24 protein-coding genes are annotated in these 26126 nt (G+C 41.2%); 23 read left to right on the forward strand and 1 reads right to left on the reverse strand.

The genetic code is table 11. From position 1 onward, the window contains the following. The first annotated feature begins 44 nt into the window (after positions 1–44). The 12 genes from spoIIP (at position 45) to deoC (ending at position 14693) form a co-directional block, all read left to right on the forward strand. Complete coding sequence (gene spoIIP, locus A6754_RS07940) at positions 45–1232, forward strand: stage II sporulation protein P (RefSeq protein WP_066443443.1); 1188 nt, start codon at positions 45–47, stop codon at positions 1230–1232. 24 nt (positions 1233–1256) lie between these two features. Further along, positions 1257–1601 (forward strand): YqxA family protein, encoded by a 345-nt coding sequence (locus tag A6754_RS07945; RefSeq protein WP_066443445.1) that lies wholly within the window; start codon positions 1257–1259, stop codon positions 1599–1601. A 248-nt stretch (positions 1602–1849) separates the two neighbouring features. Beyond that, positions 1850–3685, forward strand: coding sequence for a translation elongation factor 4 (gene lepA, locus A6754_RS07950; protein ID WP_066443448.1), 1836 nt, complete (start codon positions 1850–1852; stop codon positions 3683–3685). A 115-nt stretch (positions 3686–3800) separates the two neighbouring features. Next, positions 3801–4934 carry a radical SAM family heme chaperone HemW gene (gene hemW / locus A6754_RS07955; RefSeq protein WP_066443451.1) on the forward strand — a complete coding sequence of 378 codons (1134 nt, stop codon included), beginning with the start codon at positions 3801–3803 and terminating at the stop codon, positions 4932–4934. 114 nt (positions 4935–5048) lie between these two features. Then, entirely contained in the window at positions 5049–6089 is a 1041-nt protein-coding gene (gene hrcA, locus A6754_RS07960; RefSeq protein ID WP_066443454.1) for a heat-inducible transcriptional repressor HrcA, read from the forward strand. A 321-nt stretch (positions 6090–6410) separates the two neighbouring features. Then, on the forward strand, positions 6411–6989 hold the full coding sequence (gene grpE, locus A6754_RS07965) for a nucleotide exchange factor GrpE (RefSeq protein ID WP_066443457.1): 579 nt from the start codon (positions 6411–6413) through the stop codon (positions 6987–6989). Between the two features lie 26 nt (positions 6990–7015). Then, positions 7016–8848 carry a molecular chaperone DnaK gene (dnaK, locus tag A6754_RS07970; protein WP_066443461.1) on the forward strand — a complete coding sequence of 611 codons (1833 nt, stop codon included), beginning with the start codon at positions 7016–7018 and terminating at the stop codon, positions 8846–8848. Positions 8849–9055: 207 nt separating this feature from the next. Beyond that, positions 9056–10180 (forward strand): molecular chaperone DnaJ, encoded by a 1125-nt coding sequence (dnaJ, locus tag A6754_RS07975; RefSeq protein ID WP_066443463.1) that lies wholly within the window; start codon positions 9056–9058, stop codon positions 10178–10180. 21 nt (positions 10181–10201) lie between these two features. After that, on the forward strand, positions 10202–11140 hold the full coding sequence (prmA, locus tag A6754_RS07980) for a 50S ribosomal protein L11 methyltransferase (protein ID WP_066443466.1): 939 nt from the start codon (positions 10202–10204) through the stop codon (positions 11138–11140). 346 nt (positions 11141–11486) lie between these two features. Beyond that, positions 11487–12236, forward strand: coding sequence for a 16S rRNA (uracil(1498)-N(3))-methyltransferase (locus A6754_RS07985; RefSeq protein ID WP_066443469.1), 750 nt, complete (start codon positions 11487–11489; stop codon positions 12234–12236). A 5-nt stretch (positions 12237–12241) separates the two neighbouring features. Further along, positions 12242–13585, forward strand: coding sequence for a tRNA (N(6)-L-threonylcarbamoyladenosine(37)-C(2))-methylthiotransferase MtaB (gene mtaB, locus A6754_RS07990; RefSeq protein ID WP_066443470.1), 1344 nt, complete (start codon positions 12242–12244; stop codon positions 13583–13585). Positions 13586–14024: 439 nt separating this feature from the next. Next, complete coding sequence (gene deoC, locus A6754_RS07995; protein WP_066443471.1) at positions 14025–14693, forward strand: deoxyribose-phosphate aldolase; 669 nt, start codon at positions 14025–14027, stop codon at positions 14691–14693. Between the two features lie 33 nt (positions 14694–14726). Here the strand turns inward: deoC and A6754_RS08000 are convergent, their stop codons facing one another. Further along, on the reverse strand, positions 14727–15659 hold the full coding sequence (locus tag A6754_RS08000) for a Na/Pi symporter (RefSeq protein WP_066451493.1): 933 nt from the start codon (positions 15657–15659) through the stop codon (positions 14727–14729). A gap of 213 nt (positions 15660–15872) precedes the next feature. Here A6754_RS08000 and rpsU point away from each other — a divergent pair, with 213 nt between their 5' ends. The 11 genes from rpsU (at position 15873) to A6754_RS08055 (ending at position 25469) form a co-directional block, all read left to right on the forward strand. Further along, a complete protein-coding gene (rpsU, locus tag A6754_RS08005; RefSeq protein WP_066201342.1) occupies positions 15873–16046 on the forward strand; it encodes a 30S ribosomal protein S21 in 174 nt (57 codons plus the stop codon). 15 nt (positions 16047–16061) lie between these two features. After that, positions 16062–16505, forward strand: coding sequence for a GatB/YqeY domain-containing protein (locus tag A6754_RS08010; RefSeq protein ID WP_066443472.1), 444 nt, complete (start codon positions 16062–16064; stop codon positions 16503–16505). A gap of 174 nt (positions 16506–16679) precedes the next feature. Next, positions 16680–18011 (forward strand): NfeD family protein, encoded by a 1332-nt coding sequence (locus A6754_RS08015; RefSeq protein WP_066443475.1) that lies wholly within the window; start codon positions 16680–16682, stop codon positions 18009–18011. An 11-nt stretch (positions 18012–18022) separates the two neighbouring features. Then, a complete protein-coding gene (floA, locus tag A6754_RS08020; protein WP_066443477.1) occupies positions 18023–19033 on the forward strand; it encodes a flotillin-like protein FloA in 1011 nt (336 codons plus the stop codon). Between the two features lie 73 nt (positions 19034–19106). Continuing rightward, positions 19107–19583, forward strand: a complete 477-nt coding sequence (locus tag A6754_RS08025) for a YqfB family membrane protein (RefSeq protein WP_066443479.1) — start codon at positions 19107–19109, stop codon at positions 19581–19583. 76 nt (positions 19584–19659) lie between these two features. Next, entirely contained in the window at positions 19660–19944 is a 285-nt protein-coding gene (gene yqfC / locus A6754_RS08030) for a sporulation protein YqfC (protein WP_066443482.1), read from the forward strand. Between the two features lie 54 nt (positions 19945–19998). Further along, complete coding sequence (gene yqfD / locus A6754_RS08035) at positions 19999–21192, forward strand: sporulation protein YqfD (protein ID WP_066443485.1); 1194 nt, start codon at positions 19999–20001, stop codon at positions 21190–21192. Continuing rightward, the gene (locus A6754_RS08040) at positions 21189–22151 is read left to right on the forward strand and encodes a PhoH family protein (RefSeq protein WP_066443488.1); all 963 of its coding nucleotides are present in this window, start codon (positions 21189–21191) and stop codon (positions 22149–22151) included. The genes yqfD and A6754_RS08040 overlap by 4 nt, the downstream gene beginning before the upstream one ends. A gap of 279 nt (positions 22152–22430) precedes the next feature. Continuing rightward, positions 22431–24626, forward strand: a complete 2196-nt coding sequence (locus A6754_RS08045) for an HD family phosphohydrolase (protein ID WP_066443492.1) — start codon at positions 22431–22433, stop codon at positions 24624–24626. Beyond that, positions 24623–25093 (forward strand): rRNA maturation RNase YbeY, encoded by a 471-nt coding sequence (gene ybeY / locus A6754_RS08050; RefSeq protein WP_066443498.1) that lies wholly within the window; start codon positions 24623–24625, stop codon positions 25091–25093. The genes A6754_RS08045 and ybeY overlap by 4 nt, the downstream gene beginning before the upstream one ends. Beyond that, the gene (locus A6754_RS08055) at positions 25071–25469 is read left to right on the forward strand and encodes a diacylglycerol kinase family protein (protein ID WP_066443502.1); all 399 of its coding nucleotides are present in this window, start codon (positions 25071–25073) and stop codon (positions 25467–25469) included. Before ybeY ends, A6754_RS08055 begins: the two co-directional genes overlap by 23 nt. Positions 25470–26126 lie beyond the last annotated feature (657 nt).

A 26126-nucleotide genomic window follows, 5' to 3' on the forward strand; every position in this document is an offset into this window, starting at 1 on the left:
TCAAAGTCATAAGATTTACTAGACTTGCAAGGAGAGGTGGAACAATGAGACCCCAAAAATCCAGCGGGATATTGATTACAGTTCAAGGATCAAATCTAGTAAAGTCAGCGGCAGCGTTTCTATTGTTTATATTTATGATTTTTTCGATAAGCGGTGCGATTACTTCTTTAAATCCAGACCTTAGGCCGTCGTCAGAATCGGTGAATAAGGCAGCATCTTTTTTCTCTGCAGATCTACTGTACAAAATCATCGGCACGGAAAACCGGGCTTTCGCAGCAAACATGGATTTAGAGGAAGGCCCTAATTTGTCCAGCTTGCTTTTTCAGCTTTCTACCAATATTAATTTGGATGACCCGAGAAGTCTGCTGGGACGGGAGCTTCCCTCTTTTACCATCTTTGATACAGAAATTTTAGTAGCGGGGGAAGGAACCAATTATACGAACATGCCGATTGAATCTGCCCCTCCACAGGATGTATTTGAGGGAAAGAGCGAACCGCCACTGCAAAATGTGGATGATCTAGACGAAGGTGAACCAGGTGAAGATACAGCCCCTCCACCGCAATCTACGGACGGAAAAGAGGTTGTTTATGTTTATTTTACTCATAACACTGAATCGTTCCTTCCTTATTTAAAAGGTGTGACAGATCCTAATAAAGCCTTTCATTCGCAGATCAACGTGACAAAAATCGGAGACAAGCTGAAAGAAGAGCTTGAGGGCAAAGGTATCGGAACAACAATTGATAAAACGGATGTTCAATCAAGATTGGTAAAAAAAGGCTGGAGCTATGGGCAGTCCTACCAGGAGTCACGGGAAGTTATTGCCTCGGCACTTGGCTCTAATAAAGATTTAACCTACTTGATTGATATACACAGAGATTCCAGGCGCAAGGAACAAACAACAAAAGTCATAAACGGTGAAAGCTACGCACAGCTGGCGTTTGTCATAGGCGGAAAACATCAAAACTATGAAAAGAATAATCAGCTTGCACAACAGCTTCACAAAGGTTTAGAAAGTAAATATCCGGGCTTGAGCAGAGGGGTTTTACTAAAAGATAAATCAGGTTCTAATGGCATTTACAATCAGGATCTTTCCGAAAATGCCATCCTCGTAGAATTTGGCGGTGTAGATAATACCTTCGAAGAATTAAATCGTTCAGCAGCAGCGCTTGCAGATGTATTCAGTGAATTCTATTGGCAGGCAGAGGAAGTAAACGGATCTGCACAAAATTAAAAGTATTGATAAGGTGTGATAAGGATGAAGAGGTTTACATTAAAAGCTTTGTTTCTGGCAGCGCTCATGTTTGCCTCGGTTCTATTTGGAATGCAGCAGGCAAATGATGGAATCCAGCAGATGAGAGGTTTTGATGATCCAAATTATGAAGAGGCCATAACGATTCAGGAGGCTGAGAGCGGAGAATTGCAGGCATCCATACTCGGCAATGAGGTTTCAAGCCATGATCTCCAGAAAAAAAGAGAGCAGCTTGAAGAGATGGAAGCTTATAATTTCTTTTCCTCACTTGGAAAACAGTTCTCAGCGACCATACAAGCCTTAATGGAAGAAACCATTCAGCTTATTACATCTCTTATCAACGGTGAATAGCGGCTGCTTTTAGCAGTTGCTATTTTTTTGCAGTGAGATCCATGCTGAATCCCTGCGCTTAACATTGAATGTTCACATTTGTACTGCTATAATCAAAAATAGTATGCCATTATAAATATCATTTTTCGAGTAGACACTTTTTAAAAGGTTTGCTCTATTAAAAGGACAAAGTGAACTTAGATCATGTTTAGCTCCGAGCGCTGCAAAATGGGCGATGAGCTTTTCTAATAGGAGTGTGTAGGATTTATATGAACAGAGAAGAAAGACTTGAGAGACAGTCGAGAATTCGTAATTTCTCGATTATTGCCCATATTGACCATGGGAAATCCACTTTAGCTGACCGTATTTTAGAAAAAACAAAAGCGTTAACAGCGCGTGAAATGAAGGATCAGCTTCTTGATTCAATGGATCTAGAAAGAGAACGCGGAATCACGATTAAATTGAATTCTGTTCAGCTGAAATATGCTGCCAAGGACGGAGAAACATATACGTTTCACTTAATCGATACTCCGGGACATGTGGATTTTACATATGAAGTTTCCCGAAGTCTTGCAGCCTGTGAAGGAGCCATTTTAGTTGTAGATGCTGCACAAGGCATTGAAGCGCAGACACTTGCGAACGTTTACTTAGCACTTGATAATGACTTGGAAATACTTCCGGTTATCAATAAAATTGATTTGCCAAGTGCTGATCCTGAGCGGGTTCGAAACGAAGTAGAGGAGGTCATTGGCCTTGATGCTTCTGAAGCTGTACTTGCATCTGCCAAAGCAGGTATTGGGATTGAAGAAATTTTAGAACAGATTGTAGAAAAGGTTCCTGCACCTACAGGTGACCCGGAAGCACCGTTAAAAGCACTTATTTTTGACTCGCTTTATGATGCATATCGCGGTGTTGTTGCTTATATCCGTGTTGTTGAAGGAACGGTTAAGGTCGGCGACAAAGTAAGAATGATGGCGACCGGCAAGGAATTCGAAGTAACAGAAGTTGGTGTATTTACGCCAAAATCAACACCACTGCAAGAGCTTTCTGTTGGAGATGTTGGTTTCTTAACAGCAGCGATTAAAAATGTTGGCGACACTCGTGTAGGGGATACGATCACAAGTGCAAAGAACGGCGCAACTGAGCCGCTTCCTGGCTACCGTAAATTGAACCCAATGGTGTATTGCGGATTATATCCAATTGACTCTGCGAAATTCAATGACCTGCGCGAAGCACTGGAAAAGCTAGAGCTGAATGACTCTGCTCTTCAATTTGAGCCGGAAACGTCTCAAGCATTAGGCTTCGGATTCCGCTGTGGATTCCTTGGACTTCTTCATATGGAGATCATCCAAGAAAGAATTGAACGTGAATTTAAAATTGATTTGATCACAACGGCACCAAGTGTTATCTATGATGTCATTATGACAGATGGCGAACAACTTAAAGTAGACAACCCTTCTAATATGCCTGATCCTCAAAAAATTGATCGTGTTGAAGAACCATATGTTAAAGCAACGATGATGGCACCAAACGATTATGTAGGGGCAATTATGGAGCTTTGCCAGGAAAAACGCGGTATCTTCTTAGATATGCAATATATGGATGAAACAAGGGTTAGCATTGTGTATGAAATTCCTTTATCAGAAATTGTTTATGATTTCTTTGATCAATTGAAGTCCAATACAAAGGGCTATGCGTCCTTTGACTATGAGCTGATTGGCTACAAGCCATCGAAGCTTGTTAAAATGGATATTTTATTGAACACTGAAAAAGTTGATGCCTTGAGCTTTATCGTTCACCGTGACTTCGCGTATGAGCGCGGAAAAGTCATTGTTGAAAAGCTGAAAGAATTAATCCCAAGACAGCAGTTTGAAGTGCCAATCCAAGCTGCGATCGGTCAAAAAATTGTGGCTCGTTCAACCATTAAAGCAATGAGAAAGAATGTACTTGCCAAATGTTATGGCGGAGATATTTCCCGTAAGCGGAAGCTGTTAGAAAAGCAGAAGGAAGGGAAAAAGCGCATGAAGCAGGTCGGTTCTGTTGAAGTGCCGCAGGAAGCGTTTATGGCCGTTCTGAAAATGGATGACAGTACGCCGAAAAAGTAATTTTATTGATAGAGTACATGCAAGTTAGGTATGCTTTGTAAAAAGCATACCTAACTTGTTTTTATCATACAGAAAAAATCTCCAACACTATTAAGAAATAAAGGTTGTGTAAAAAATGATTGGAGCAGCATATATTCATATCCCTTTTTGCGAGCATATCTGCCATTATTGCGATTTTAATAAAGTCTTTTTAAAAGGCCAGCCTGTTGATGAGTACCTGCAATCACTTGGCAAAGAGATGGCGATTGCGACGCAGGAATCTCCGCCGGATGTTTTAAAGACGATATTTGTAGGCGGAGGAACACCAACTGCATTAAACGAAAAACAGCTGGAAGTACTCTGTGAGACCATTCATCGTTACCTTCCGTTTAATGAGCATACTGAGTTTACGTTTGAAGCCAACCCAGGGGATTTATCAGCAGAAAAATTAAAGGTTCTTTATGATGCTGGCGTCAACAGACTCAGCTTTGGTGTTCAGACCTTTAATGATGAATTGCTGGAGCGGATTGGACGTGTACACAGGAAAAAGGATGTATTCCGGTCGATTGAAGCCGCCAAAAAAACAGGCTTTCAGAATATTAGTGTTGATTTAATTTATAGCTTGCCTGGTCAGACGGTAGCAGATTTTAAAGAAACATTGGAAACGTCATTTACACTGGATATTGAGCATTATTCAGGGTACTCCTTAATCATTGAGCCGAAAACGGTCTTCTATAACTTAATGAGAAAAGGCAAATTGCCCCTTCCTGGAGAGGATATGGAGGCTGAAATGTATGAAGTGCTGATCGAACAAATGAATAAGCATGGCTATGAGCAATATGAAATCAGCAACTTTGCGAAAAAAGGATATGAAAGCAAGCATAATTTAACGTATTGGAATAATGACCATTATTATGGTTTTGGTGCTGGTTCGCATGGTTATGTGGATGGCAAAAGACGCTCAAACTTCGGGCCGCTGAAAAAGTATATGGAGCCTCTTGAAGATGGCAAGCTTCCTATTATTGAAGAGCATGAGCTGTCAAAGGTTGAAAAAATGGAAGAAGAAATGTTTTTAGGTCTAAGAAAAACGAAGGGTGTCTCAATCCGTCGCTTTTCAGAGAAATTTGCAGAGAATCCATTGAGCTATTTTAAAGATGAAATAAATGAACTTGTAAATAAAGACTTGCTAATGGTTGAAAATGATGACATTAAACTGACGCATAAAGGCCGTTTTTTAGGAAATGAAGTATTTCAAAACTTCCTGAAATAATCCTAACCATCTGTATATGAATTAGGCTTTTTTATTGACACTATCCCGTGGATTTGTTAATTTATTAGTAGAATTAGCACTCAACGATTAAGAGTGCTAACAGAGGTGATAACTGTGTTAACAGATCGTCAATTATTAATTTTTCAAGTGATTGTTGATGATTTTATTCAATCTGCACAGCCTGTCGGATCAAGAAGCTTGTCGAAAAAGGATGAGATTTCATTTAGCTCGGCAACAATCAGAAATGAAATGGCTGATTTGGAAGAGCTGGGTTTTATTGAAAAAACACACACCTCTTCGGGAAGAATTCCTTCCGAAAAAGGCTACAGATATTATGTGGATCATTTACTTTCACCGCAAAGGCTGGGCAAAGAAGATGTATATCGGGTGAAATCCATTTTTGCAGATCGAATATACGAGCTTGAGAAAATCGTACAGAAATCTGCGAAAATCCTTTCAGAGATGACGAACTATACATCCATTGTTTTAGGACCAGACCTAGGTGAAAATAAACTGAAGAAAATTCAGATTGTCCCATTGAATGAACAGACAGCGATTGCTATTATTGTGACTGATACCGGACATGTGGAGAACAGAATGTTTCAGCTTCCTGAAAACATTGATGCCGGTGAGCTTGAAAAGCTTGTCAACATCCTGAATGAGCGCCTCTCCGGTGTGCCAATGGATCAGCTTCATAATAAAATTTATAAAGAGGTTGCAGTGCTGCTTCGCCAGCATATCAGTCACTATGATTATATGCTGCATTCCATCACTGAAACCATTAAAGCGCCAGCAGGAGAAAAACTGTTTTTCGGCGGTAAAATGAATATGCTAAGCCAGCCCGAGTTTCATGATATTGATAAAGTCCGCAATCTGATGAATATGATTGAACAGGAAAAAGGCTTCTATGACCTTATCCGCCATCATCATTCCGGGATTCAGGTGAAAATCGGCAGAGAAAACAATAATGAAGCGATTGACAACTGCAGTCTGATCACAGCCAGCTATTCAGTTGGAAAAGAAAGACTCGGCACCATCGCCATCCTGGGGCCAACCCGAATGGAATACTCCCGGGTCATCAGCCTGCTTCACTATTTCAGCAAAGACCTCTCCGCTGTTCTCACAAATCTGTATCAAAATGAAAACCGCGGGTAATATTGATAGAGGGATGTTAGAGCGAGTAGTCGTTCATATCAGCTCAATGAATTGAACTATTGCTAAGGATTTTGTTTAAATTAAGTTGCTTTCACGATATTACTTGTTGATTGAAACGGAATGGCACGAGACTCCTGCGGGAGAAGTGAGAAGGATGAGACCCCGCAGGTGCATAGCACCGAGGAGGCTCATCCCGCGCCCCGGAAAGCGAGTGCCATGGAGTGGAAATCACTCTGCTATTGCGATAAAGCAAAGCAGATACCGATATCTTTTTATCAATAAAAGATTGCGATAAAAACCCATTTTAAGGAGGTGAAAAAGTTGGCAGAAGAGAAAGACACTTTACAAGAAGAACAAAACAAGCAGCCATTTGATGGCGAAGAGCCGACAGAAGAAATTTTTGGTGAAGCAGAAGAAGAAGCTGTTGAGGCATCAGAAACAAACGATGCCGAAGCAAAAATTTCCGAGCTTGAACAAAAGCTTGAGGAAGCTGAAAATCGCTACTTGCGTCTGCAGGCTGATTTTGATAATTCCCGCCGCAGATCGAAGCTCGATCGTGAGGCGGCTGATAAATATAGGTCACAAAGCTTAATTACCGATTTGCTGCCTGCCATTGATAACTTCGAACGTGCCTTACAAATGGAAGCTGATACCGAACAGGCGAAATCAATGCAGCATGGAATGGAAATGGTTTACCGCAGCTTGATTGAGGCGCTGAAAAAAGAGGGCGCTGAGCAAATTGAGTCTGTTGGAAAAGAATTTGATCCGCATATCCACCAAGCTGTTATGCAGGTCGAAGACGAAAACTTTGCGAGCAATACGGTAGTTGAAGAATTCCAAAAAGGGTATATGCTGAAAGATCGCGTAATCCGACCAGCAATGGTAAAAGTAAATCAGTAATACATACATTAGGGAGGTAAATATTCATGAGCAAAATTATTGGGATTGACTTAGGTACAACAAACTCATGTGTAGCTGTATTAGAAGGCGGCGAAGCAAAGGTAATTCCGAATCCGGAAGGAAACCGTACAACTCCATCAGTTGTAGCTTTTAAAAACGGAGAGCGTCAAGTAGGGGAAGTTGCGAAACGCCAATCCATTACAAACCCTAACACGATTCTTTCTGTAAAACGTCATATGGGTACTGACTTTAAAGTAGAAGCTGAAGGAAAAGATTATTCTCCTCAGGAAATTTCTGCGATTATTCTTCAATACTTAAAGTCATATGCAGAAGAATATCTTGGTGAAAAAGTTGAGAAAGCAGTTATTACTGTTCCTGCATACTTCAATGATGCAGAGCGTCAAGCAACAAAAGATGCTGGTAAAATTGCGGGCTTAGAAGTTGAGCGTATCATCAATGAGCCAACAGCTGCTGCTCTTGCTTACGGAATGGATAAAGTTGATGAAGATCAAACGATCCTTGTATACGACCTTGGCGGCGGTACATTCGACGTTTCTATCCTTGAACTTGGCGATGGAGTATTCGAAGTTAAATCAACTGCCGGCGACAACCGTCTTGGCGGAGACGATTTTGACCAAGTCATCATCGATTATTTAGTAGAGCAATTCAGAAAAGAAAATGGCATTGATCTTTCTAAAGACAAGATGGCACTTCAGCGTTTAAAAGATGCTGCTGAAAAAGCGAAAAAGGATCTTTCTGGTGTAACATCTACACAAATTTCCCTGCCGTTTATTACAGCTGGAGAAGCTGGTCCGCTTCACCTTGAAGTAACATTATCACGTGCGAAGTTTGAAGAGCTTTCTTCTGACCTTGTTGAACGTACAATGGGACCAACTCGCCAGGCATTAAGAGATGCTGGTTTATCTCCTTCTGAAATTGACAAAGTTATTCTTGTTGGCGGATCTACTCGTATTCCTGCTGTACAAGATGCAATCAAAAAAGAAGTTGGCAAAGAGCCGCATAAAGGTGTAAATCCTGATGAAGTAGTTGCGATGGGTGCAGCTATTCAAGGCGGAGTGATCACTGGTGATGTGAAGGACGTAGTATTACTTGACGTAACTCCATTATCACTTGGTATTGAAACAATGGGCGGTGTATTTACAAAGCTAATCGACCGTAATACAACGATTCCAACTTCAAAATCTCAAGTGTTCTCTACTGCTGCTGATAATCAGTCAGCTGTTGATATTCACGTACTTCAAGGTGAACGTCAAATGGCAGCAGACAATAAAACATTAGGACGCTTCCAGCTTGGCGATATTCCTCCAGCACCACGCGGCGTACCGCAAATCGAAGTATCTTTTGATATTGATAAAAACGGTATCGTAAACGTACGTGCGAAGGATCTTGGCACAAACAAAGAACAAGCGATCACTATCAAGTCTTCTACAGGACTTTCTGATGATGAGATCGATAGAATGGTAAAAGAAGCTGAAGAAAATGCTGAAGCAGACAAGAAGCGCAAAGAAGAAGTTGAGCTTCGCAATGAGGCAGATCAGCTTGTGTTTACAACTGAAAAAACGCTAAAAGATCTTGAAGGCAAAGTAGACGAAGCAGAAGCTGCAAAAGCAACGGAAGCAAAAGATGCTCTTAAAGAAGCGATCGAGAAAAATGATCTTGAAGAAATCCGTGCGAAGAAAGATGCTCTTCAGGAAATCGTTCAAGCTCTAACTATGAAGCTTTATGAGCAGGCACAACAGCAGGCACAGGGCGCACAAGGTGCTGATGATTCGGCTGCCGGCGGCAAGGATGACGATGTTGTTGACGCTGAATATGAAGAAGTTAAGGATGATAAGTAATCGTTTAAACGATTATGAAGTTGTTTGCTGATTCGTATAAAGAATAAAGTAGACGACTAAGACCATTCATTCTATTTCCCGGGTGCAGCTTAGCATACATGTTGGCTGCACCTGGAATTACCACAGTCAAAGTCAGGTCTTTCTTGGCTTTGGCTTTTATTTTTGATACAATACAATTTATGTGAATAGAATCGGGGAGTGGTAATCATGAGTAAAAGGGATTACTATGAAGTCCTTGGCGTCAGCAAGAGTGCTTCCAAGGATGAATTAAAAAAAGCTTATCGCAAGCTGTCCAAACAATATCATCCAGATATAAATAAAGAACCAGGTGCAGATGAAAAGTTTAAAGAAGTAAAAGAAGCCTATGAAGTATTAAGTGATGATCAGAAAAAAGCGCATTATGATCAATTCGGTCATACGGATCCAAATCAAGGATTTGGCGGAGGCGGCGGTTTTGAAGGCTTCGGCGGCTTTGAAGATATTTTCAGCACTTTCTTTGGCGGAGGCGGCTCGCGCAGAAGAGATCCGAATGCGCCAAGACAAGGTGCAGACCTGCAGTATACGATGACTCTTTCATTCGAGGATGCAGTATTTGGCAAGGAAACATCCATTGAAATTCCTAGAGAAGAACCTTGTGACACTTGTGACGGATCTGGTGCAAAACCTGGTACAAAAGTGGAAACTTGCAGTCACTGTCAAGGATCTGGTCAGCTGAATGTGGAACAAAATACTCCGTTCGGCCGAATTGTGAATAGAAGAGCATGTCATCACTGTTCAGGTACCGGCAAAAACATTAAGCATAAATGTTCAACATGCGGCGGAGACGGCAAGGTGCAGAAACGCCGTAAAATTAACGTGAAAATTCCAGCTGGGATTGATGATGGCCAGCAGCTTCGCGTTTCCGGACAAGGGGAGCCAGGTGTAAACGGAGGTCCAGCAGGAGATCTGTATGTGGTCTTTGCTGTTCGTTCTCACGAATTCTTTGAAAGAGATGGCGACGATGTGTATTGTGAAATGCCAGTGACTTTTGTACAGGCGGCGCTTGGAGATGAAGTTGAAGTCCCAACTCTTCATGGAAAAGTGAAGCTTAAAGTGCCTGCAGGAACACAAACAGGAACAAAATTCCGCTTAAAAGGAAAAGGAATTCCAAATGTGCGCGGCTATGGCACAGGAGATCAGCATATTATCGTTAAAATTGTGACACCTACGAAGCTGACAGAAAAGCAAAAGCAGCTTTTAACTGAATTTGCAGAAGTAAGCGGCGGTGTACCTCAAGGTGAGCATGAGGAAAGTTTTTTTGATAAAGTAAAACGTGCCTTTAAGGGTGAATAATGGAAATGGAGTTGGTAAACGTTGAAATGGTCAGAAATTAGCATTCATACAACAAATGAAGCGGTAGAGGCGATTTCGAATATTTTGCACGAAGCGGGTGCAAGCGGAGTTGTTATTGAGGACCCGTTTGAATTAATTAAAGAAAGACAAGACCAATTCGGTGAAATTTACCAGCTCGATCCACATGATTATCCTGATGAAGGTGTAATTGTCAAAGCCTATCTGCCTGTAAACAGCTTCCTGGGTGAAACGGTAGATGAAATTAAAGAAGCGATTAATAACTTAATCCTTTTCAATATTGATATTGGACTCAATAAAGTAAGCATTAGTGAAGTAAATGAAGAAGAATGGGCAACAGCGTGGAAGAAATATTACCATCCTGTTAAAATATCAGAGAGATTTACAATTGTTCCTACATGGGAGGAGTACACCCCTGTCAGCAGCGATGAGCTGATCATAGAGCTTGATCCAGGCATGGCTTTTGGCACAGGAACACACCCGACAACAGTGATGTGTATTCAAGCCCTTGAGCGTACGGTTAAACATGGTGACTATGTTGTCGATGTTGGAACAGGCTCTGGTGTATTAAGTATTGCAGCAGCTATGCTTGAGGCTGAAAAAGTAACAGCACTTGATCTTGATGAAGTCGCTGTGCAATCAGCTAAAATAAATGTAAAGCTAAATAAGGTTCATGAAAAAGTTGATGTATTTCATAACAACCTTCTTGACGGTGTTGAAGAACAAGCAGATGTTGTTGTCGCAAATATTTTAGCAGAGGTCATCATGCGCTTCACAAATGATGTTGCCTCAGCTGTAAAACAAGGCGGCTACTTCATTGCCTCTGGCATCATTCAGCAAAAGAAGCAGGACGTTAAAGATAAGATCAGCGAAGCTGGCTTTGATATTATCGAAGTCATGCAAATGGAAGACTGGGTTGCGATCATCGCTAAAAGAAAATAATAGCTGTCATAGGGGTTGCCTGGTAAACAGCTGCCCCTATCCTTATGTAGATTAGGTGATTTTTTGCGTAGTTCTTTCAATCTGACATTATGGCCGCAGGAATTTCATTTTTCTAACGAGTTGTTTTGTCAATAATAATATGCTAGTTGATTGGAACGGAAGGGTGCGAGACTCCTGTGGGAGGAGTGGGAAGGTGAGACCCCACAGGTGCGATAGCGCCGAGGAGGCTCACCACCCGCCCCGCGGAAAGCGAGTACCCTGAAGTGCAAATCCAGCTTCTTATGTTTTAAACAGTAACAAAGTTTGTGTACCATCTATATTTTTTATATGACAAAGAGGGATCCTTATGCAGCGCTATTTTGTAAATGAACCTGCTCAAAATGAATTCTTTATCATTACTGGAGACGACCAGCACCATATAAGCAAAGTTATGCGAATGGCACCAGGGAATTCCATTATTTGCGTTGACCCAAAAGGAATCAGCGCAGAATGTGAAATTGCAGAAATTACCGATGAAAAAATAACGGCAAAAATAGTAAAATGGATAGAAGGTTCACCAGAACTGCCTGTACAAGTAACGATTGTGAGCGGATTGCCTAAAGGGGATAAGCTTGAGCTCGTCATCCAGAAGGGAACAGAACTTGGTGCATATAAATTTATCCCTTTTATATCAGCCCGTTCAATTGTCAAATGGGATGCTAAAAAAGCAGATAAAAAGCTTGATAGATGGAATAAAATTAGCAAAGAAGCTGCAGAGCAGTCTCATCGCACGATTTTGCCTGAGGTTACTGCTCCAGTTCAATTAAAAGAGCTGATCAAATTAGCAGAATCGTACGATCAAAAGTTAATTGCATTTGAGGAAAGTGCGAAAGAAGGAGAAGCTTCGATGCTTTCCCAAACATTACATCAGCTTAAAAGAGGACAATCACTGTTAATCGTGTTTGGTCCAGAGGGCGGACTGACTGAACAAGAAGTTACAGCTCTTCAAGAACAAGGATTTATTACTTGCGGTCTTGGACCTAGAATATTACGAACAGAAACGGCCCCGTTATATGCATTAGCGGCCGTTTCCTATCATTTTGAATTAATGGGGTGAATAAAATGCCTTCAGTAGCTTTTCATACACTTGGCTGTAAAGTCAACCATTATGAAACAGAAGCCATTTGGCAATTATTTAAAGAAGCCGGCTATGACCGGGTAGATTATGAGCATATTTCCGATGTTTACGTGATTAATACATGTACGGTAACCAATACCGGCGATAAAAAAAGCCGTCAAGTGATCCGCAGAGCGATCCGCAGAAACCCGGATGCTGTCATCTGTGTAACAGGCTGTTATGCACAAACTTCTCCAGCTGAAATCATGGCGATTCCTGGAGTTGATATTGTCGTAGGAACTCAGGACCGCGTTAAAATGCTGGAGTACATTGAACAATATAAGCAAGAACGCCAGCCTATTAACGGAGTCGGCAACATTATGAAAAGCCGTGTATACGAAGAGCTTGATGTGCCTGCTTTTACCGATCGCACAAGAGCCTCTCTTAAAATCCAGGAAGGCTGCAATAACTTCTGTACGTTTTGTATCATTCCTTGGGCACGTGGTCTTATGAGATCAAGAGATCCGGAAGAAGTCATTCGCCAGGCACAGCAGCTTGTCGATGCAGGCTACAAAGAAATTGTCCTGACAGGCATTCACACAGGCGGATATGGCGAGGATATGAAAGACTATAATCTTGCAATGCTTTTAAGAGACTTGGAAGCAAAAGTCCGCGGCTTAAAGAGACTGCGTATATCTTCCATTGAAGCGAGCCAAATCACGGATGAAGTGATCGAAGTGATCGATCAGTCCAACGTCATCGTGAGACACCTTCATATCCCGATTCAATCAGGCTCTAATACAGTTCTAAAAAGAATGCGCCGTAAATACACAATGGAATTTTTCGCTGAAAGATTGGATCGCTTAAAAGAAGTGCTTCCTGGTCTTGCAGTTACTTCTGACGTTATTGTCGGTTTCCCTGGTGAAACAGAAGAAGAATTTATGGAAACATATAACTTCGTGAAAGATCATAAATTCTCTGAGCTTCATGTTTTCCCATATTCAAAGAGAACAGGCACGCCTGCCGCTCGAATGGATGACCAGATTGATGAGGAAATTAAAAATGAACGTGTACACCGTTTGATTGCCTTATCGGATCAGCTTGCGAAGGAATATGCAAGCGAATTTGAAGGCGAAGTACTCGAAGTAATCCCAGAAGAAGCATTCAAAGAAAACGAAGGCAGCAATCTGTATGTTGGCTACACTGACAACTACCTAAAAGTTGTTCTGCCAGCAACCGAAGATATGATCGGCCAAATCGTCAAAGTAAAAATTACTAAATCCGGCTATCCATACAACGAAGGACAATTTGTCCGCGTACTTGATGAAGTGGAAGAAGCTGCTGTTTAAAGAACTGCCCTTTGGGGCGGTTCTTTTTTTTGGGGGGGGCAGTGAAATATGTATTTTAGCGTTTGGCGGATAAAGCGAAAATAACGGCGGATAAAAATTCTCAACGGTGGAAAAACCTCTCAAACGGCGGATATTTCTCTGGGAAGGGCGATATTTGCGCTTTTTTACTTAAAGAGGACAACAAAAGGACCTATTAGCACATTTTTGAGTCTCTTTTCGTACAGATCATAATGGAAACCACCATCCCCCGCAGGAAAACGGGTAATCATTGTCCGATTTGATCTCCTTAAAAGATAAAAAAATCATGCCAAGCAGCAGTATGGGCAATAATATAGTTGGAACCGATTGCAATTTTTCAAAAATACACTGTAATTTTTTTATGGACAATGGTATCATATTAGAGGTACGTACAACTAGTTTCCGGAAGGAGCAATACTTAATGACAAATGTAGCAAAAATGATTGATCATACATTATTAAAAGCTGACTCAACAAAAGAGCAAATTGAAAAAATCTGTGCAGAGGCAAAAGAATATAATTTTGCATCTGTATGCGTAAATCCAACATGGGTTAAGCTGTCAAGCGACCTTTTGAGCGGAACAGAAGTAAAGGTTTGTACTGTAATTGGTTTCCCGCTTGGTGCTTCAACATCTGAGACAAAAGCTTTTGAAACAAGCATCGCGATTGAAAACGGTGCAACGGAAGTGGATATGGTCATCAATATCGGCGCACTAAAGAGCGGCGATTATGACCTTGTTGAAAAAGACATCAAAGCGGTTGTTGATGCGGCAAAAGGAAAAGCATTATCAAAAGTGATTATTGAAACATCTCTTCTAACAGAAGACGAAAAAGTAAAAGCGTGTGAGCTATCTGTTAAAGCAGGTGCTGATTTTGTTAAAACATCCACTGGTTTTTCAACAGGCGGAGCAACGGTCGAGGACATTGCATTAATGAGAAAAACAGTTGGACCCGATCTTGGTGTGAAAGCATCTGGCGGAGTACGCAGTGCAGAGGATGCTCAAAAAATGATCGATGCAGGTGCAACAAGAATCGGTGCTAGCTCAGGTGCCGCAATTGTACAAGGCTTAACAAGCGATTCAGATTATTAATAGAAAAAAGAGCCGTCCATTGGGCGGCTCTTTTTAATTCACAGGTTTTCCTCCATGCAGCTTCTCTATAAAGGAGGCAAACTGGTGTGCAAAAGGCAATACAAGCAAGGATGTTATCACATTAAATAGCACACTGATATGGGCAAGCTGCGTATCGAGTGAAGAAGATAGAACCTCACCGGCACTTGCCAGCATCGAAATAAACGGGTAAAACAGAGCAACTCCCACGCAGTTTAGCCAAATATGAGCAAACGCTGTAAGCTTTGCAGCGCGTCCTGCTCCAATGGAAGCCAGATAAGCATCGGCACATGTGCCAATATTGGAACCGAGCATGATCGCTATTCCTGTATCCAAATCCATTAGCCCGGCCGACATAAAACCCATCACAATGCCAGTAGCAGCTGTGCTTGACTGAATGACGGCTGTTAGCACAATCCCTGCAAAAATACTATATAAATGGTGATCATCTAATGTTAGAAGAATGTCCGTTACATAGGAATTCTCTTTTAAAGATATGGCAAGAAATTCGAAGCCCCGCATTGCCGCAAAAACGGCCGAAATGCCTAAGAATGCAAATCCAGCACTTTTCACTGCTTTTTGCGGAAATAATGCCGCAGAAGCCCCAATTAATGCAAATGGAATCAGCAGGGATTCAATATTAAAGGTAATAAGTTCCGTAGTAAAAGTGGTTCCAATATTGGTTCCTAAAATAATGCCGATGGATTGCGGAAACGTCAGCAATCTTGCAGAAACAAGTCCAATGGTCATAATCATCAGAGCAGAACTGCTCTGCAATACAGCTGTTAAAATAATGGCAGTAAGCATCCCTTTCCAGGGAGTATATGTTAAAATGGTCAGCACTTTATGAATGGAACTTCCGGAAAGATTAAATAAACCTGTTCTGAGGATCGTCATTCCAAAAATAAATAAGCCAATAAGAAGTATAAATAATAGCAGCTGCAGCAGCATAAAATCCCCCCTTAACACTCATCATATGGACATGTATCGAGGGACATGCCATGGTGATCATAAATTATTTTAGGAAGAAAATAAAAAACAAACGGTAGCTAGTGCTAATTTCAGTTGACCTTCATACAGTGTTATATTATAATTGCAAGGTACATGGAATAAACCATGTTGTTGATGTAAGTGTGTTGTGCTCGGAGGGAGGGAAAGAGAATGTCTAAAACCGTCGTTCGTAAAAACGAATCGCTTGAAGATGCTCTTCGTCGCTTCAAACGTTCAGTTTCTAAAACTGGTACTTTGCAAGAAGCAAGAAAGCGCGAATTCTACGAAAAACCTAGTATCAAACGTAAGAAAAAGTCTGAGGCTGCAAGAAAGCGCAAGTTTTAAGAGAGGGTGAATGAAATGAGTCTTCTCGAGCGTTTAAATGAGGATATGAAACAAGCGATGAGGAATAAAGAAAAAGATAAGCTAACCGTTATCCGGATGATCAAAGCTTCCATTCAAAACGAAGCGATCAAGCTTGGCAGAGAGCTGTCCGGTGATGAGGAGCTTACTGTCCTCTCTCGCGAAGTTAAACAACGCAAGGATTCCCTCCATGAATTTGAAAAAGCAGGTCGTGAAGATCTTGTTGAAAAAATTCGTACTGAACTTCAGTATGTAGAATTATATATGCCTAAACAGCTGACTGAAGAAGAACTCTCTGAAATCGTTAAAGAAACGATTGAAGAAACTGGGGCTGCTTCTAAAGCCGATATGGGCAAAGTGATGGCCGCTATTATGCCAAAGGTTAAAGGCAAAGCAGACGGTTCAATCATTAATAAACTTGTACAACAACACCTTTCATAAAACGAGTTCGAAAGACCGGAAGCTTAATGCTTCCGGTCTTTTTGGCTATTTAGCGAAGTTTTTATAAATACATGAGTTTTTCCTTAATTAAATGAAAATAATTGAAACCTTTTAGTATCCTAAACCGTATAACAACCAAGGATAAGATTATGAATGAGAAAGGAGGGAGGATTAATGAGATCCGTTTTTAAACATATCGCTGTTATTTCATTCCTTTTTGCTTTTATTCTCATGCTTATTCCTGTCAATGGAACAAGTGCTAATAATGATATCGTCTACACGGTTCCAGTGGAAGAAACGGTCGAAAAAGGATTATATGCCTTTTTAAGCAGAGCCGTTCATACAGCTGAGGAAGAAGGCGCTGATGCCATTATTTTTGAACTCAATACGCCAGGCGGGGCCGTGGATGCTGCTGGAGAAATTGGAAAGCTTTTAACCAGCACAGATATTAAAACGATTTCATTTGTTAATAAACAAGCATTATCAGCAGGTGCTTATATTGCATTAAATACCGATGAGATTTATATGGTGCCAGGTTCGACAATGGGATCAGCTGCCATCATCGATCAATCAGGCAACACAGCTGGGAAGAAGGCTGAGTCTTATTGGTTCTCTGCTATGGAGAGTGCTGCACAGCAATCAAATCGAGATCCAATCGTTGCACGGGCAATGGCAGACGAATCTATTGAAATACCTGAACTCGGACTTGGGAATGATGAACTGTTAACCTTAACACCAGATCAGGCATTAGAAGTGAACTATTCTGAAGCTACCGTTGCCAATATGGATGAATTAGTCCAGCAGCTTGGTTTTGAAAATGCTGAGATCAGAAGCATGGAAGAAAGTTTTTCAGAGAAACTGGCTCGATTTTTAACAAACCCGGTCATTATCCCGATCTTGCTGTCAATTGGAAGTATTGGGCTGGTGGTGGAATTATATTCACCAGGGTTTGGAGTCCCAGGTTTTATGGGTCTGTCCGCCTTATTGCTATTCTTCTACGGACACCTTGTTGCCGGCCTTGCCGGATATGAAACCTTAATCCTCTTTGTGATTGGGATTGGCCTGTTAATCGCAGAGTTTTTCCTCCCGGGCGGCATTGCCGGACTGCTTGGAGCAGGGGCTATTATAGCCAGTCTGTTTATGGCATCTGGAAACGTTGTCCATATGGGAATTTCTATTTTGATAGCCATTTCGGCGGCAATTTTGGTTTCTATTTTATTGGTAAAGGTGTTTGGTAAAAAGATGAAATTCTTTCGAAAAATGATTTTAACCGACTCTACAAACACAGAAAAAGGATATGTGTCCAATACTAATCGTACAGAATTAATTGGTACGGAGGGATATGCTTTGACTGCATTGCGTCCAGCAGGTACTGTTGTAATAAGCAATGAAAGAATAGATGTTGTAAGTGAAGGTGGATTTATTCAGAAAGATGCAAAGGTTCGGGTCGTTAAAGCTGAGGGCTCGCGCATTGTAGTTAGGGAATTAACTAATTTAGATAAATAGGAGGAACTTACATGTTTGAACTTGGAACAGTACTAGGAACAGGTGGTATTTTAACCATTGTGCTGATTGTACTTGCTGTCATTCTCTTGGCAGTTCTATTCACTTTCGTACCAGTCATGCTGTGGATTTCAGCATTAGCAGCCGGGGTGAAGGTAAGTATTTTCACTTTAATTGGGATGAGACTTCGCCGGGTTATTCCGAGCCGTGTCATCAATCCGTTGATTAAAGCGCATAAAGCAGGTTTAGATGTGACAACAAATCAGCTGGAAAGTCATTATCTTGCTGGTGGTAATGTAGACCGTGTTGTGAATGCGCTTATTGCAGCACATCGTGCAAATATTGAATTAAGTTTTGAAAGAAGTGCGGCTATTGATTTGGCTGGACGTGACGTTTTAGAAGCAGTACAGATGAGTGTAAACCCGAAAGTAATTGAAACACCATTTATTGCCGGTGTGGCAATGGACGGAATTGAAGTGAAAGCAAAAGCACGTATTACGGTTAGAGCCAATATTGACCGCCTTGTCGGTGGTGCTGGTGAAGATACAATTGTTGCCCGTGTAGGGGAAGGGATTGTCTCCACAATTGGTTCATCTGATAATCATAAAAAAGTTCTAGAAAATCCTGATATGATTTCACAAACTGTTCTTTCTAAAGGCTTAGATGCTGGTACTGCCTTTGAAATTCTATCGATTGATATTGCGGACGTTGATATCGGCAAAAACATCGGTGCCGAGCTTCAGACAGAGCAGGCTGAAGCTGATAAAAAGATCGCTCAAGCGAAGGCTGAAGAGCGCCGTGCAATGGCTGTAGCGCAAGAACAGGAAATGAAAGCGCGTGTCGAAGAAATGCGTGCGAAGGTTGTTGAGTCCGAATCGAAAGTTCCTCTTGCTATGTCAGAAGCATTGCGCAGCGGCAATATGGGTGTAATGGATTATTTAAACTTTAAGAATATCTCTGCAGATACAGATATGAGAGATTCGATTGGTAAAATATCTGAAGATCCGAACAATAAAAAAGATTAATGGTTCTTAGCGCTGCCCTTTTAGAGGGCGGCTGATGAAAAGAATTTCCCTTTTGGAAGGGAGGAATCGTTTTATGGAATTTTTATTTGAAAACCCGCTTATCCTTTTGGCGATAATTGGTTTTATTAGTTCTCTATTTACAAAAGGAAAAAAAGAAGAAGAGAAACGCAGAAAACCAGCGCAGCGGCCTGTCAGCCGGCCGACTCAGCCACAGCAGCCGGCACAAGCATCTCCTATTGAACGAAAAAGAGAAGAGCTTGAAACGCGTGCAAAGCGGGCTGCTGCTCAAATGGAGCAGCAATATGCTGAAACAAGACAAAAGGCTGATGAAGAGCTGGAAGCTTTAAAGCAAAAGCAGCGGTATGCAGAACGGCGAACAGCAGCAATCAGAGAACGTATGCCTGCTCAGAATACAGCAAATACGAATACACAGGCGCAAGCCAAAGCTTTGGCTCCAGATAAACAAAAGCTTGCAGATGCGATTATTTGGTCTGAAATTTTAGGTCCTCCAAGAGCGATGAATCCTCATCGGTCAGTGAAAAGAAAATAACAGCGCTTGATTGGCGAAAAATGTGCTAGAACCTCCTTTCATTTCATACATATGAGATGAAAGGGGGTTCTTTTTTATGGCAAAAAAATGGGGGACCGTGCTGCGGAGCTGGATGACAAAAAATATGGAGCTTCCTCAAGATGTCATGATGGATTTACCCCGAATAACAATGATTGGACAAATCCATATATATATTGAAAATCACCGAGGTCTGCTTTCATTTTCAGATAAGGAAATTAGGCTTTTGCTTAAGCAGGGACAGTTATTAGTGAAAGGGAAGGCTTTTGTCATAAAGACAATAATGCCAGAAGAGATCATGCTTGAGGGGAAAATTGATCAAGTCACCTATCTCCCGGATTGAGAGGTGGCTTGAAGTCACCCTGTGGGCTGCAAATCATGGATCAGGAGGAGCGCTATGAAGAATCAATGGATTGAATTTTATAAAGGAGTAGTGACGGTAAAGGCATATGGAAAAGGAATTGAGCGTTTTATCAATTCTTTAACAAGAGATAAAATACATATCTGGAATGTCAGGAGTCATGGCACGAGTGCTATCACCTTTCAAATGAATCTTAGGGATGCAAAAAAGATTCGGAAGTATGCACGTGATAGTGAATGTAAATTAGAGTTTCAGCAAAGAGAGGGTATTCCTTTCTTAGCGATTAGAATGCTCAGAAATAGCGGTTTTTTAATCGGAGCTTTTCTGTTTCTGGTGGTAATTACCCTGCTTTCCAATATGGTATGGGGCATCGAAATTAAAGGGGCAAATCCGGCAACTGAATATAAAATTCAGAAAGAGCTGGAGGCAATGGGTGTTAAAACAGGTAAGCTTCAATTTTTTATCGATAATGTGGAAGCCATTCAAAAAGGTCTGACAAATAACGTAAAAGAAATAACATGGGTTGGTGTGGAATTAAAAGGGACAACCTACCATCTTCAAGTCGTTGAAAAGAATGAGCCTGAAAAAATAGAAGCGCTCGGTCCGCAGCATCTAGTTGCAAAAAAGAAAGCCATTATTGAAAACATGTTCGTTGAAGAAGGACAGCCAGTCGTCAGTATTCATGATCGGGTCGTTCCAGGACAATTACTTGTTTCCGGTTTGGTTGGCAAAGAAGAAGAGCCAGAGGTCGTATCTGCTAAAGGAGAAGTTTTTGGCGAAACTTGGTACAAGTCTACGGTCACATTGCCAATCAACAGCACCTTCCAAGTCTTTAACGGCAATGAGAAGGAAAAACACTATCTTGAAATTGGCTCTTGGAAGATTCCTATATGGGGATTTGGCAAAATCGAATTTAAAGAGCACGAAAAAGAAGAGAATAAAAAGAGTCTCCGCTTTTTATCCTGGAATTTACCGCTATCTTATCAGAATGAGACATTCCGCGAGCGGCAGACAATTACTAGGACGTATACAAATAAAGAAGCCGTAGAAGTAGCAAAAGAAATGGCGCGGCAGGATATAAAATCACTGCTTGATGACAATGCTAAGATAAAAGGTGAAAAAGTTTTGCACCAATCTGCAGACAATGGTAAAGTTACACTATCAATACATTTCCAAATTATTGAGAATATTGCACAAGGACAACCATTTACCCAAGGAGATGCAGAATGACAGAAGATTTAAAAACTATGAATATGCATTTTGAAAATCCAAATGAAGCAATTGCACTGCTCGGCAACTCTGATAACAATATTAAATTAATTGAAGAAGAGCTTGAGGTTTCTGTGGTGACCCGCGGCGAATCGGTATATGTTTCAGGAACTGCTGAAAGAGTAGAGCTTGTAGGAAACATACTTGATAAGCTTCTGTATGTAATTCGCAAAGGAATTAACATCAGCGGGAGAGATGTCGTGTATGCCATTGAAATGGCGAAAAAGGGAACACTTGAATACTTCAGCGACTTATATGAAGAAGAAATTACGAAAAACGCAAAAGGCAAATCCATTCGTGTTAAAACGTTAGGACAGCGTCAATATATTAATGCAATCAGAAAGCATGATCTTGTTTTTGGTATTGGCCCAGCCGGTACAGGTAAGACATATCTTGCGGTTGTCATGGCTGTCAGTGCATTAAAAACGGGCCAGGTCAAACGCATTATTTTAACAAGACCAGCAGTTGAAGCTGGTGAAAGCCTTGGATTTTTGCCTGGTGACTTAAAGGAAAAGGTCGACCCATATTTGAGACCTCTTTACGATGCTCTGCATGATATCTTAGGAACAGAGCATACTCAGAGGCTGATTGAAAGGGGAACGATTGAAATTGCTCCTCTAGCCTATATGAGGGGCCGTACCCTTGATGATGCATTTGTTATTTTAGATGAAGCACAAAATACAACACTTGCTCAAATGAAAATGTTTTTAACCCGCTTAGGTTTCGGATCAAAAATGGTCATAACAGGTGACAGAACACAGGTTGACCTGCCAAAAGGCGTTAAATCCGGACTGATCGCAGGTGAGGATATTTTAAAAGGTGTTCAAGGAATCTCGTTCATTCATTTAGAGCAAAGTGACGTTGTTCGTCATCCGCTTGTAGCCAAGATTATCCAGGCTTATGAAAAATCTGAACAGTAGTGAGCTAATGCCGCCAGGAGACTGGCGGTTGTTTTTTTGCTGAAAAAAAGCAGAAGATAACGCTCACCAAGTTTAATGAATCATTGTCCTCTATTCCGAATTCAGATATCCTATTGGTATAATTTGCTATTATCTATCAGGATAGGTTACCCTATTAGTAACGAACTATGAAAACTTTCTGGCATTTTAATGAAATTTGTCTAAAAAGCTGATATTATTTTACATAATTATAGTTATAGCGCAACCGTCATATTGTGGTATGGTAGGAGGGATCTTTTTTTGGAAAAGCTGCAGCGGAATATGGCTAAAATAAGAAATTTGCTTAATGTTAAAATATTTAAATTATTGCTGTTTGTTGTTTTAGGAATTGTTTTATACTTTTCTATGTTCGCGAATGTGAGACCAGAAATGCTAAATTTGAGTTTGTTTTCAGTCTCTGAGCAAACCATCCGATCTCCTATTACGGTTGAAGATAAGGAAAGCACTGAATTAAAGAAAAAAGAGGCGGAGAACCAAGTACAGGATGTTTATGTGGTCAAAAAGGAAATTGCTCAAAATCGAGTTGACCTTGTCACATCCATTTTTAGTTCGGCTACTGAAGTGAATGATGAAATTGAAGAAGATATGGCCGATAGGGAAAGAGCTGCAGAGGAATTAGCTGAAAGTACGGATGACGAAGCAGCTGAGATTGAAGAGCCCACAATAGATGAGAAGCTTTCCTTGATGAAAGAAAAGCTTACTGAGGGTGTAACAAAGGAAGTATCCGATCAATCGCTGCGCGCGCTTCTGCAGGCCGGGCAGGACGAGTTAAGCATAGCTCAGGATTTAACGGTAACGACGATCAATAATGTGATGCAATCACGCATTCCTGCTGATGAAGTCGAAAATGCAAAGAAAAGGCTTGAGGAAGAACTTAAGCTGACAAGTATGAGCACGGGATTAAAGACTGCAGCCATTGAACTTGGACGGTATGCTGTTTATCAAAATGAATTTTATGACCCTGCAGCTACACAGGAAATGCGTCAGCAGGCGGTTGAAAGTGTAGAGCCTGTAAAAATACTGCAAGGCCAAATCCTGGTAGAGCAAAACCAGCTTATTAGCAGGGATGTTTATAGACAGCTGGATCTTGTAGGACTGACAGATAATGAAAATTCGATTCAATCCTATATTGGCTTATTGCTCATGATTGTCCTTATTTTAGGAGCTATCTACTATTATTTCCACGAGCATAATGTGAGTGAAGAAAAGAAGCAAAGCCAGCTATTGCTGTTTAGTTTGATTCTTATTCTATCCACATTGCTGATGAAAGCAATTAGCTTTTTTCATGATCTCGATTACTCTGAAATTGTTTACATATTCCCTGCAGCAATGGGAGTCATGCTCATTAAGATATTGATTGATGAAAAGCTGGCGATCTTTTTTACCATTATAAGTACAGTGTGCGGCTGTATTATCTTTAATGAAGGAATCACAGGCACACTCCATGTCACGGCAGGAATTTACATTTTATGCAGCGGAATGGCAGGCATTCTGTTCTTAACGAATCATAATCACCGTTCTAAAATTTTGCAGGCTGGTCTGTTTGTATCGATCGTAAATATTATCGTGATCTTTTCATTGCTGTTTTTGCGCAATGGCCAGTATGATCCGCTTGAATATGGTTTCTATTTTGCTGCTGCTCTGATTTCCGGCATTGCATCAGCTGTCTTAACGATTGGGTTTTTGCCCTTCTTCGAGACCGGCTTTGGCATGCTTTCAGCGATGAAGCTGATTGAGCTTTCAAATCCGAACCATCCGCTTCTAAGAAAAATTTTAACAGAGGCGCCTGGGACCTATCACCATAGTGTAATGGTCGCTAACTTATCTGATTCAGCCTGTGAGGCAATTGGGGCAGACGGCCTTCTTGCACGGGTAGGCTGTTATTATCATGATATCGGCAAAACAAAGAGGCCGCAGTTTTTCATTGAAAATCAGATGAATATTGAAAATCCTCATGATCGTCTGCCGCCGCAGACAAGCAAAAATATTATTATTGCACATGCAGCCGATGGTGCTGAATTGCTGAGAAAGCATAAAATGCCGAAAGAAATTGTTGATATTGCCGAACAGCATCACGGAACCACCATGCTAAAATTCTTCTACTTTAAGGCGAAAGAGAAGGGCCTGGATGTGAAAGAGGAGGATTACCGTTACCCTGGTCCAAAAGCGCAGACAAAGGAAGCAGCAGTTATTGGAATTGCTGATAGTGTTGAAGCAGCAGTAAGGTCCATGTCAAATCCGACACCAGAGCAAATTGAGGATCTGATTAAGAAGATTATTGCCGATCGTCTGCAGGACGGCCAGCTGAATGAATGTGATTTAACATTAAAAGAGCTTGACATTGTAGCACAATCATTTAGTGAAACATTAAATGGAATATTCCATTCCCGTATTGAATATCCAGAAATGACGAAACAGAAGGTGAAAGAAGCATGAGTTTAAATATTGATTTTTTAGATGAAACAAATGAGATTTCTGCTCAGGATCAAGAGCAAGTCGAAAGGCTGTTAAATTTTGCAGCTGTTAAGGAACAGGTGGAAAATGAAACGGAAGTATCCGTAACATTTGTCACGAATGAAAGAATACAAGAAATAAACCGAGAATACCGGGACAAAGACAAGCCGACTGATGTGATTTCATTTGCTATGGAAGAACTGGGAGAAGGCGAAGTAGCTCTATTGGGTATTGAAATGCCCAGAGTGCTTGGGGATATTATTATCTCGGTTGAAAAAACAAAAGAGCAGGCAGAGGACTATGGCCACAGTTTTCAGAGGGAGTTAGGATTTCTTGCCCTTCACGGTTTTTTACATCTGCTTGGCTATGATCATGAGACGGAAGAAGACGAAAAAATGATGTTTTCCCGTCAGAAGGTTTTGCTGGATGAATTCGGCCTCGAAAGGTAAAAAACATAAGTGGATTAAGGCTGTAGCCAAATCGTTTTCTTATGCTGCTGAGGGGCTGGTTTCTGCAGCTAAAACAGAGCGTAACTTGAAGATCCATCTTGCTGTTATGCCGCTGATTACGGTTAGCGGATTTATCTTTTCCATCAGCAAGGCTGAATGGCTCGTAGTGATCATCGTCATTGGAGGCATGATCGCACTCGAGCTTATGAATACCGCTGTGGAACGAGTGGTTGATCTGGTAACTGACCAGTATCATCCTTTGGCAAAGCAGGCAAAAGACATTGCAGCAGCAGCTGTTCTTGTCTATGCTATAACCGCTATTGTGATCGGTGTCATCATCTTTTTGCCGAAAATTATAGTTAGTATGGGGTTGTAAGGACTGTCATTTTTGACAGTCTTTTTGTGCGACGGGCAGTTGCATTGGGTGCTGACTAAGTCAGTACCCTTCAATTTTTTTTTTATCGGATAGAGACGTCATCGTGATGAAACGACTAGTTCAACGATAACCAAATTAGAATTCCAGATGGTGAAAATCCATACCCGAGGAGACTGACCTAGCTCGTGAAACCTAATCTAGGGCGACATTGTGAGGTGTTGTCTGAAGGAGATGCGGAAAATCGAGAGACCCGCAGGTGAAAGAATAGACCCTAATGCAAGAAGTGTGAAGCACGGCGGCGGGATAAGTTGGTGACTTTGCGAAAAGTGAGGAAACCCACTAAGAGGCATTTCCTTTAGAAGTCAGAACAAGGAAATGTGACTTATCATGTGATGGTGCAGGGTATGTTCTGAAGGAAAATGCGATGACCCCGTGAGGTCTCCACCTTACCAAACAGGCTGGGTTCTCGTCTATAAGGGCAATCCGAAATGACAAAGAACGGGTGGAGAAGTCAGACGTTCTCATAGTACGGAAGTAACTTAATGACCATAACATTAAGTGAACGGAAGGGGAACGACCTATGGCTCCAAGCCATGAACAAGATGTAATGCCAACAATGAAGTTACTGAGGTAAAACTGCTTGAAAGTACATCAAGG

Source organism: Cytobacillus gottheilii (assembly GCF_001636345.1).
Classification (GTDB): Bacteria; Bacillota; Bacilli; order Bacillales; family Cytobacillaceae; genus Cytobacillus; species Cytobacillus gottheilii.

Bases quoted from the DNA above. Each gene is read 5' to 3' on its own strand.
- A6754_RS07945 (WP_066443445.1), top strand. From the start codon at position 1,257: ATGAAGAGGTTTACATTAAAAGCTTTGTTTCTGGCAGCGCTCATGTTT.
- A6754_RS08025 (WP_066443479.1), top strand. From the start codon at position 19,107: ATGGAATTTTTATTTGAAAACCCGCTTATCCTTTTGGCGATAATTGGT.
- A6754_RS08055 (WP_066443502.1), top strand. From the start codon at position 25,071: ATGAATTCGGCCTCGAAAGGTAAAAAACATAAGTGGATTAAGGCTGTA.
- A6754_RS08040 (WP_066443488.1), top strand. From the start codon at position 21,189: ATGACAGAAGATTTAAAAACTATGAATATGCATTTTGAAAATCCAAAT.
- floA (WP_066443477.1), top strand. From the start codon at position 18,023: ATGTTTGAACTTGGAACAGTACTAGGAACAGGTGGTATTTTAACCATT.
- dnaK (WP_066443461.1), top strand. From the start codon at position 7,016: ATGAGCAAAATTATTGGGATTGACTTAGGTACAACAAACTCATGTGTA.
- ybeY (WP_066443498.1), top strand. From the start codon at position 24,623: ATGAGTTTAAATATTGATTTTTTAGATGAAACAAATGAGATTTCTGCT.
- spoIIP (WP_066443443.1), top strand. From the start codon at position 45: ATGAGACCCCAAAAATCCAGCGGGATATTGATTACAGTTCAAGGATCA.
- yqfD (WP_066443485.1), top strand. From the start codon at position 19,999: ATGAAGAATCAATGGATTGAATTTTATAAAGGAGTAGTGACGGTAAAG.
- hemW (WP_066443451.1), top strand. From the start codon at position 3,801: ATGATTGGAGCAGCATATATTCATATCCCTTTTTGCGAGCATATCTGC.
- yqfC (WP_066443482.1), top strand. From the start codon at position 19,660: ATGGCAAAAAAATGGGGGACCGTGCTGCGGAGCTGGATGACAAAAAAT.
- rpsU (WP_066201342.1), top strand. From the start codon at position 15,873: ATGTCTAAAACCGTCGTTCGTAAAAACGAATCGCTTGAAGATGCTCTT.
- A6754_RS07985 (WP_066443469.1), top strand. From the start codon at position 11,487: ATGCAGCGCTATTTTGTAAATGAACCTGCTCAAAATGAATTCTTTATC.
- A6754_RS08010 (WP_066443472.1), top strand. From the start codon at position 16,062: ATGAGTCTTCTCGAGCGTTTAAATGAGGATATGAAACAAGCGATGAGG.
- dnaJ (WP_066443463.1), top strand. From the start codon at position 9,056: ATGAGTAAAAGGGATTACTATGAAGTCCTTGGCGTCAGCAAGAGTGCT.
- A6754_RS08015 (WP_066443475.1), top strand. From the start codon at position 16,680: ATGAGATCCGTTTTTAAACATATCGCTGTTATTTCATTCCTTTTTGCT.
- lepA (WP_066443448.1), top strand. From the start codon at position 1,850: ATGAACAGAGAAGAAAGACTTGAGAGACAGTCGAGAATTCGTAATTTC.
- deoC (WP_066443471.1), top strand. From the start codon at position 14,025: ATGACAAATGTAGCAAAAATGATTGATCATACATTATTAAAAGCTGAC.
- mtaB (WP_066443470.1), top strand. From the start codon at position 12,242: ATGCCTTCAGTAGCTTTTCATACACTTGGCTGTAAAGTCAACCATTAT.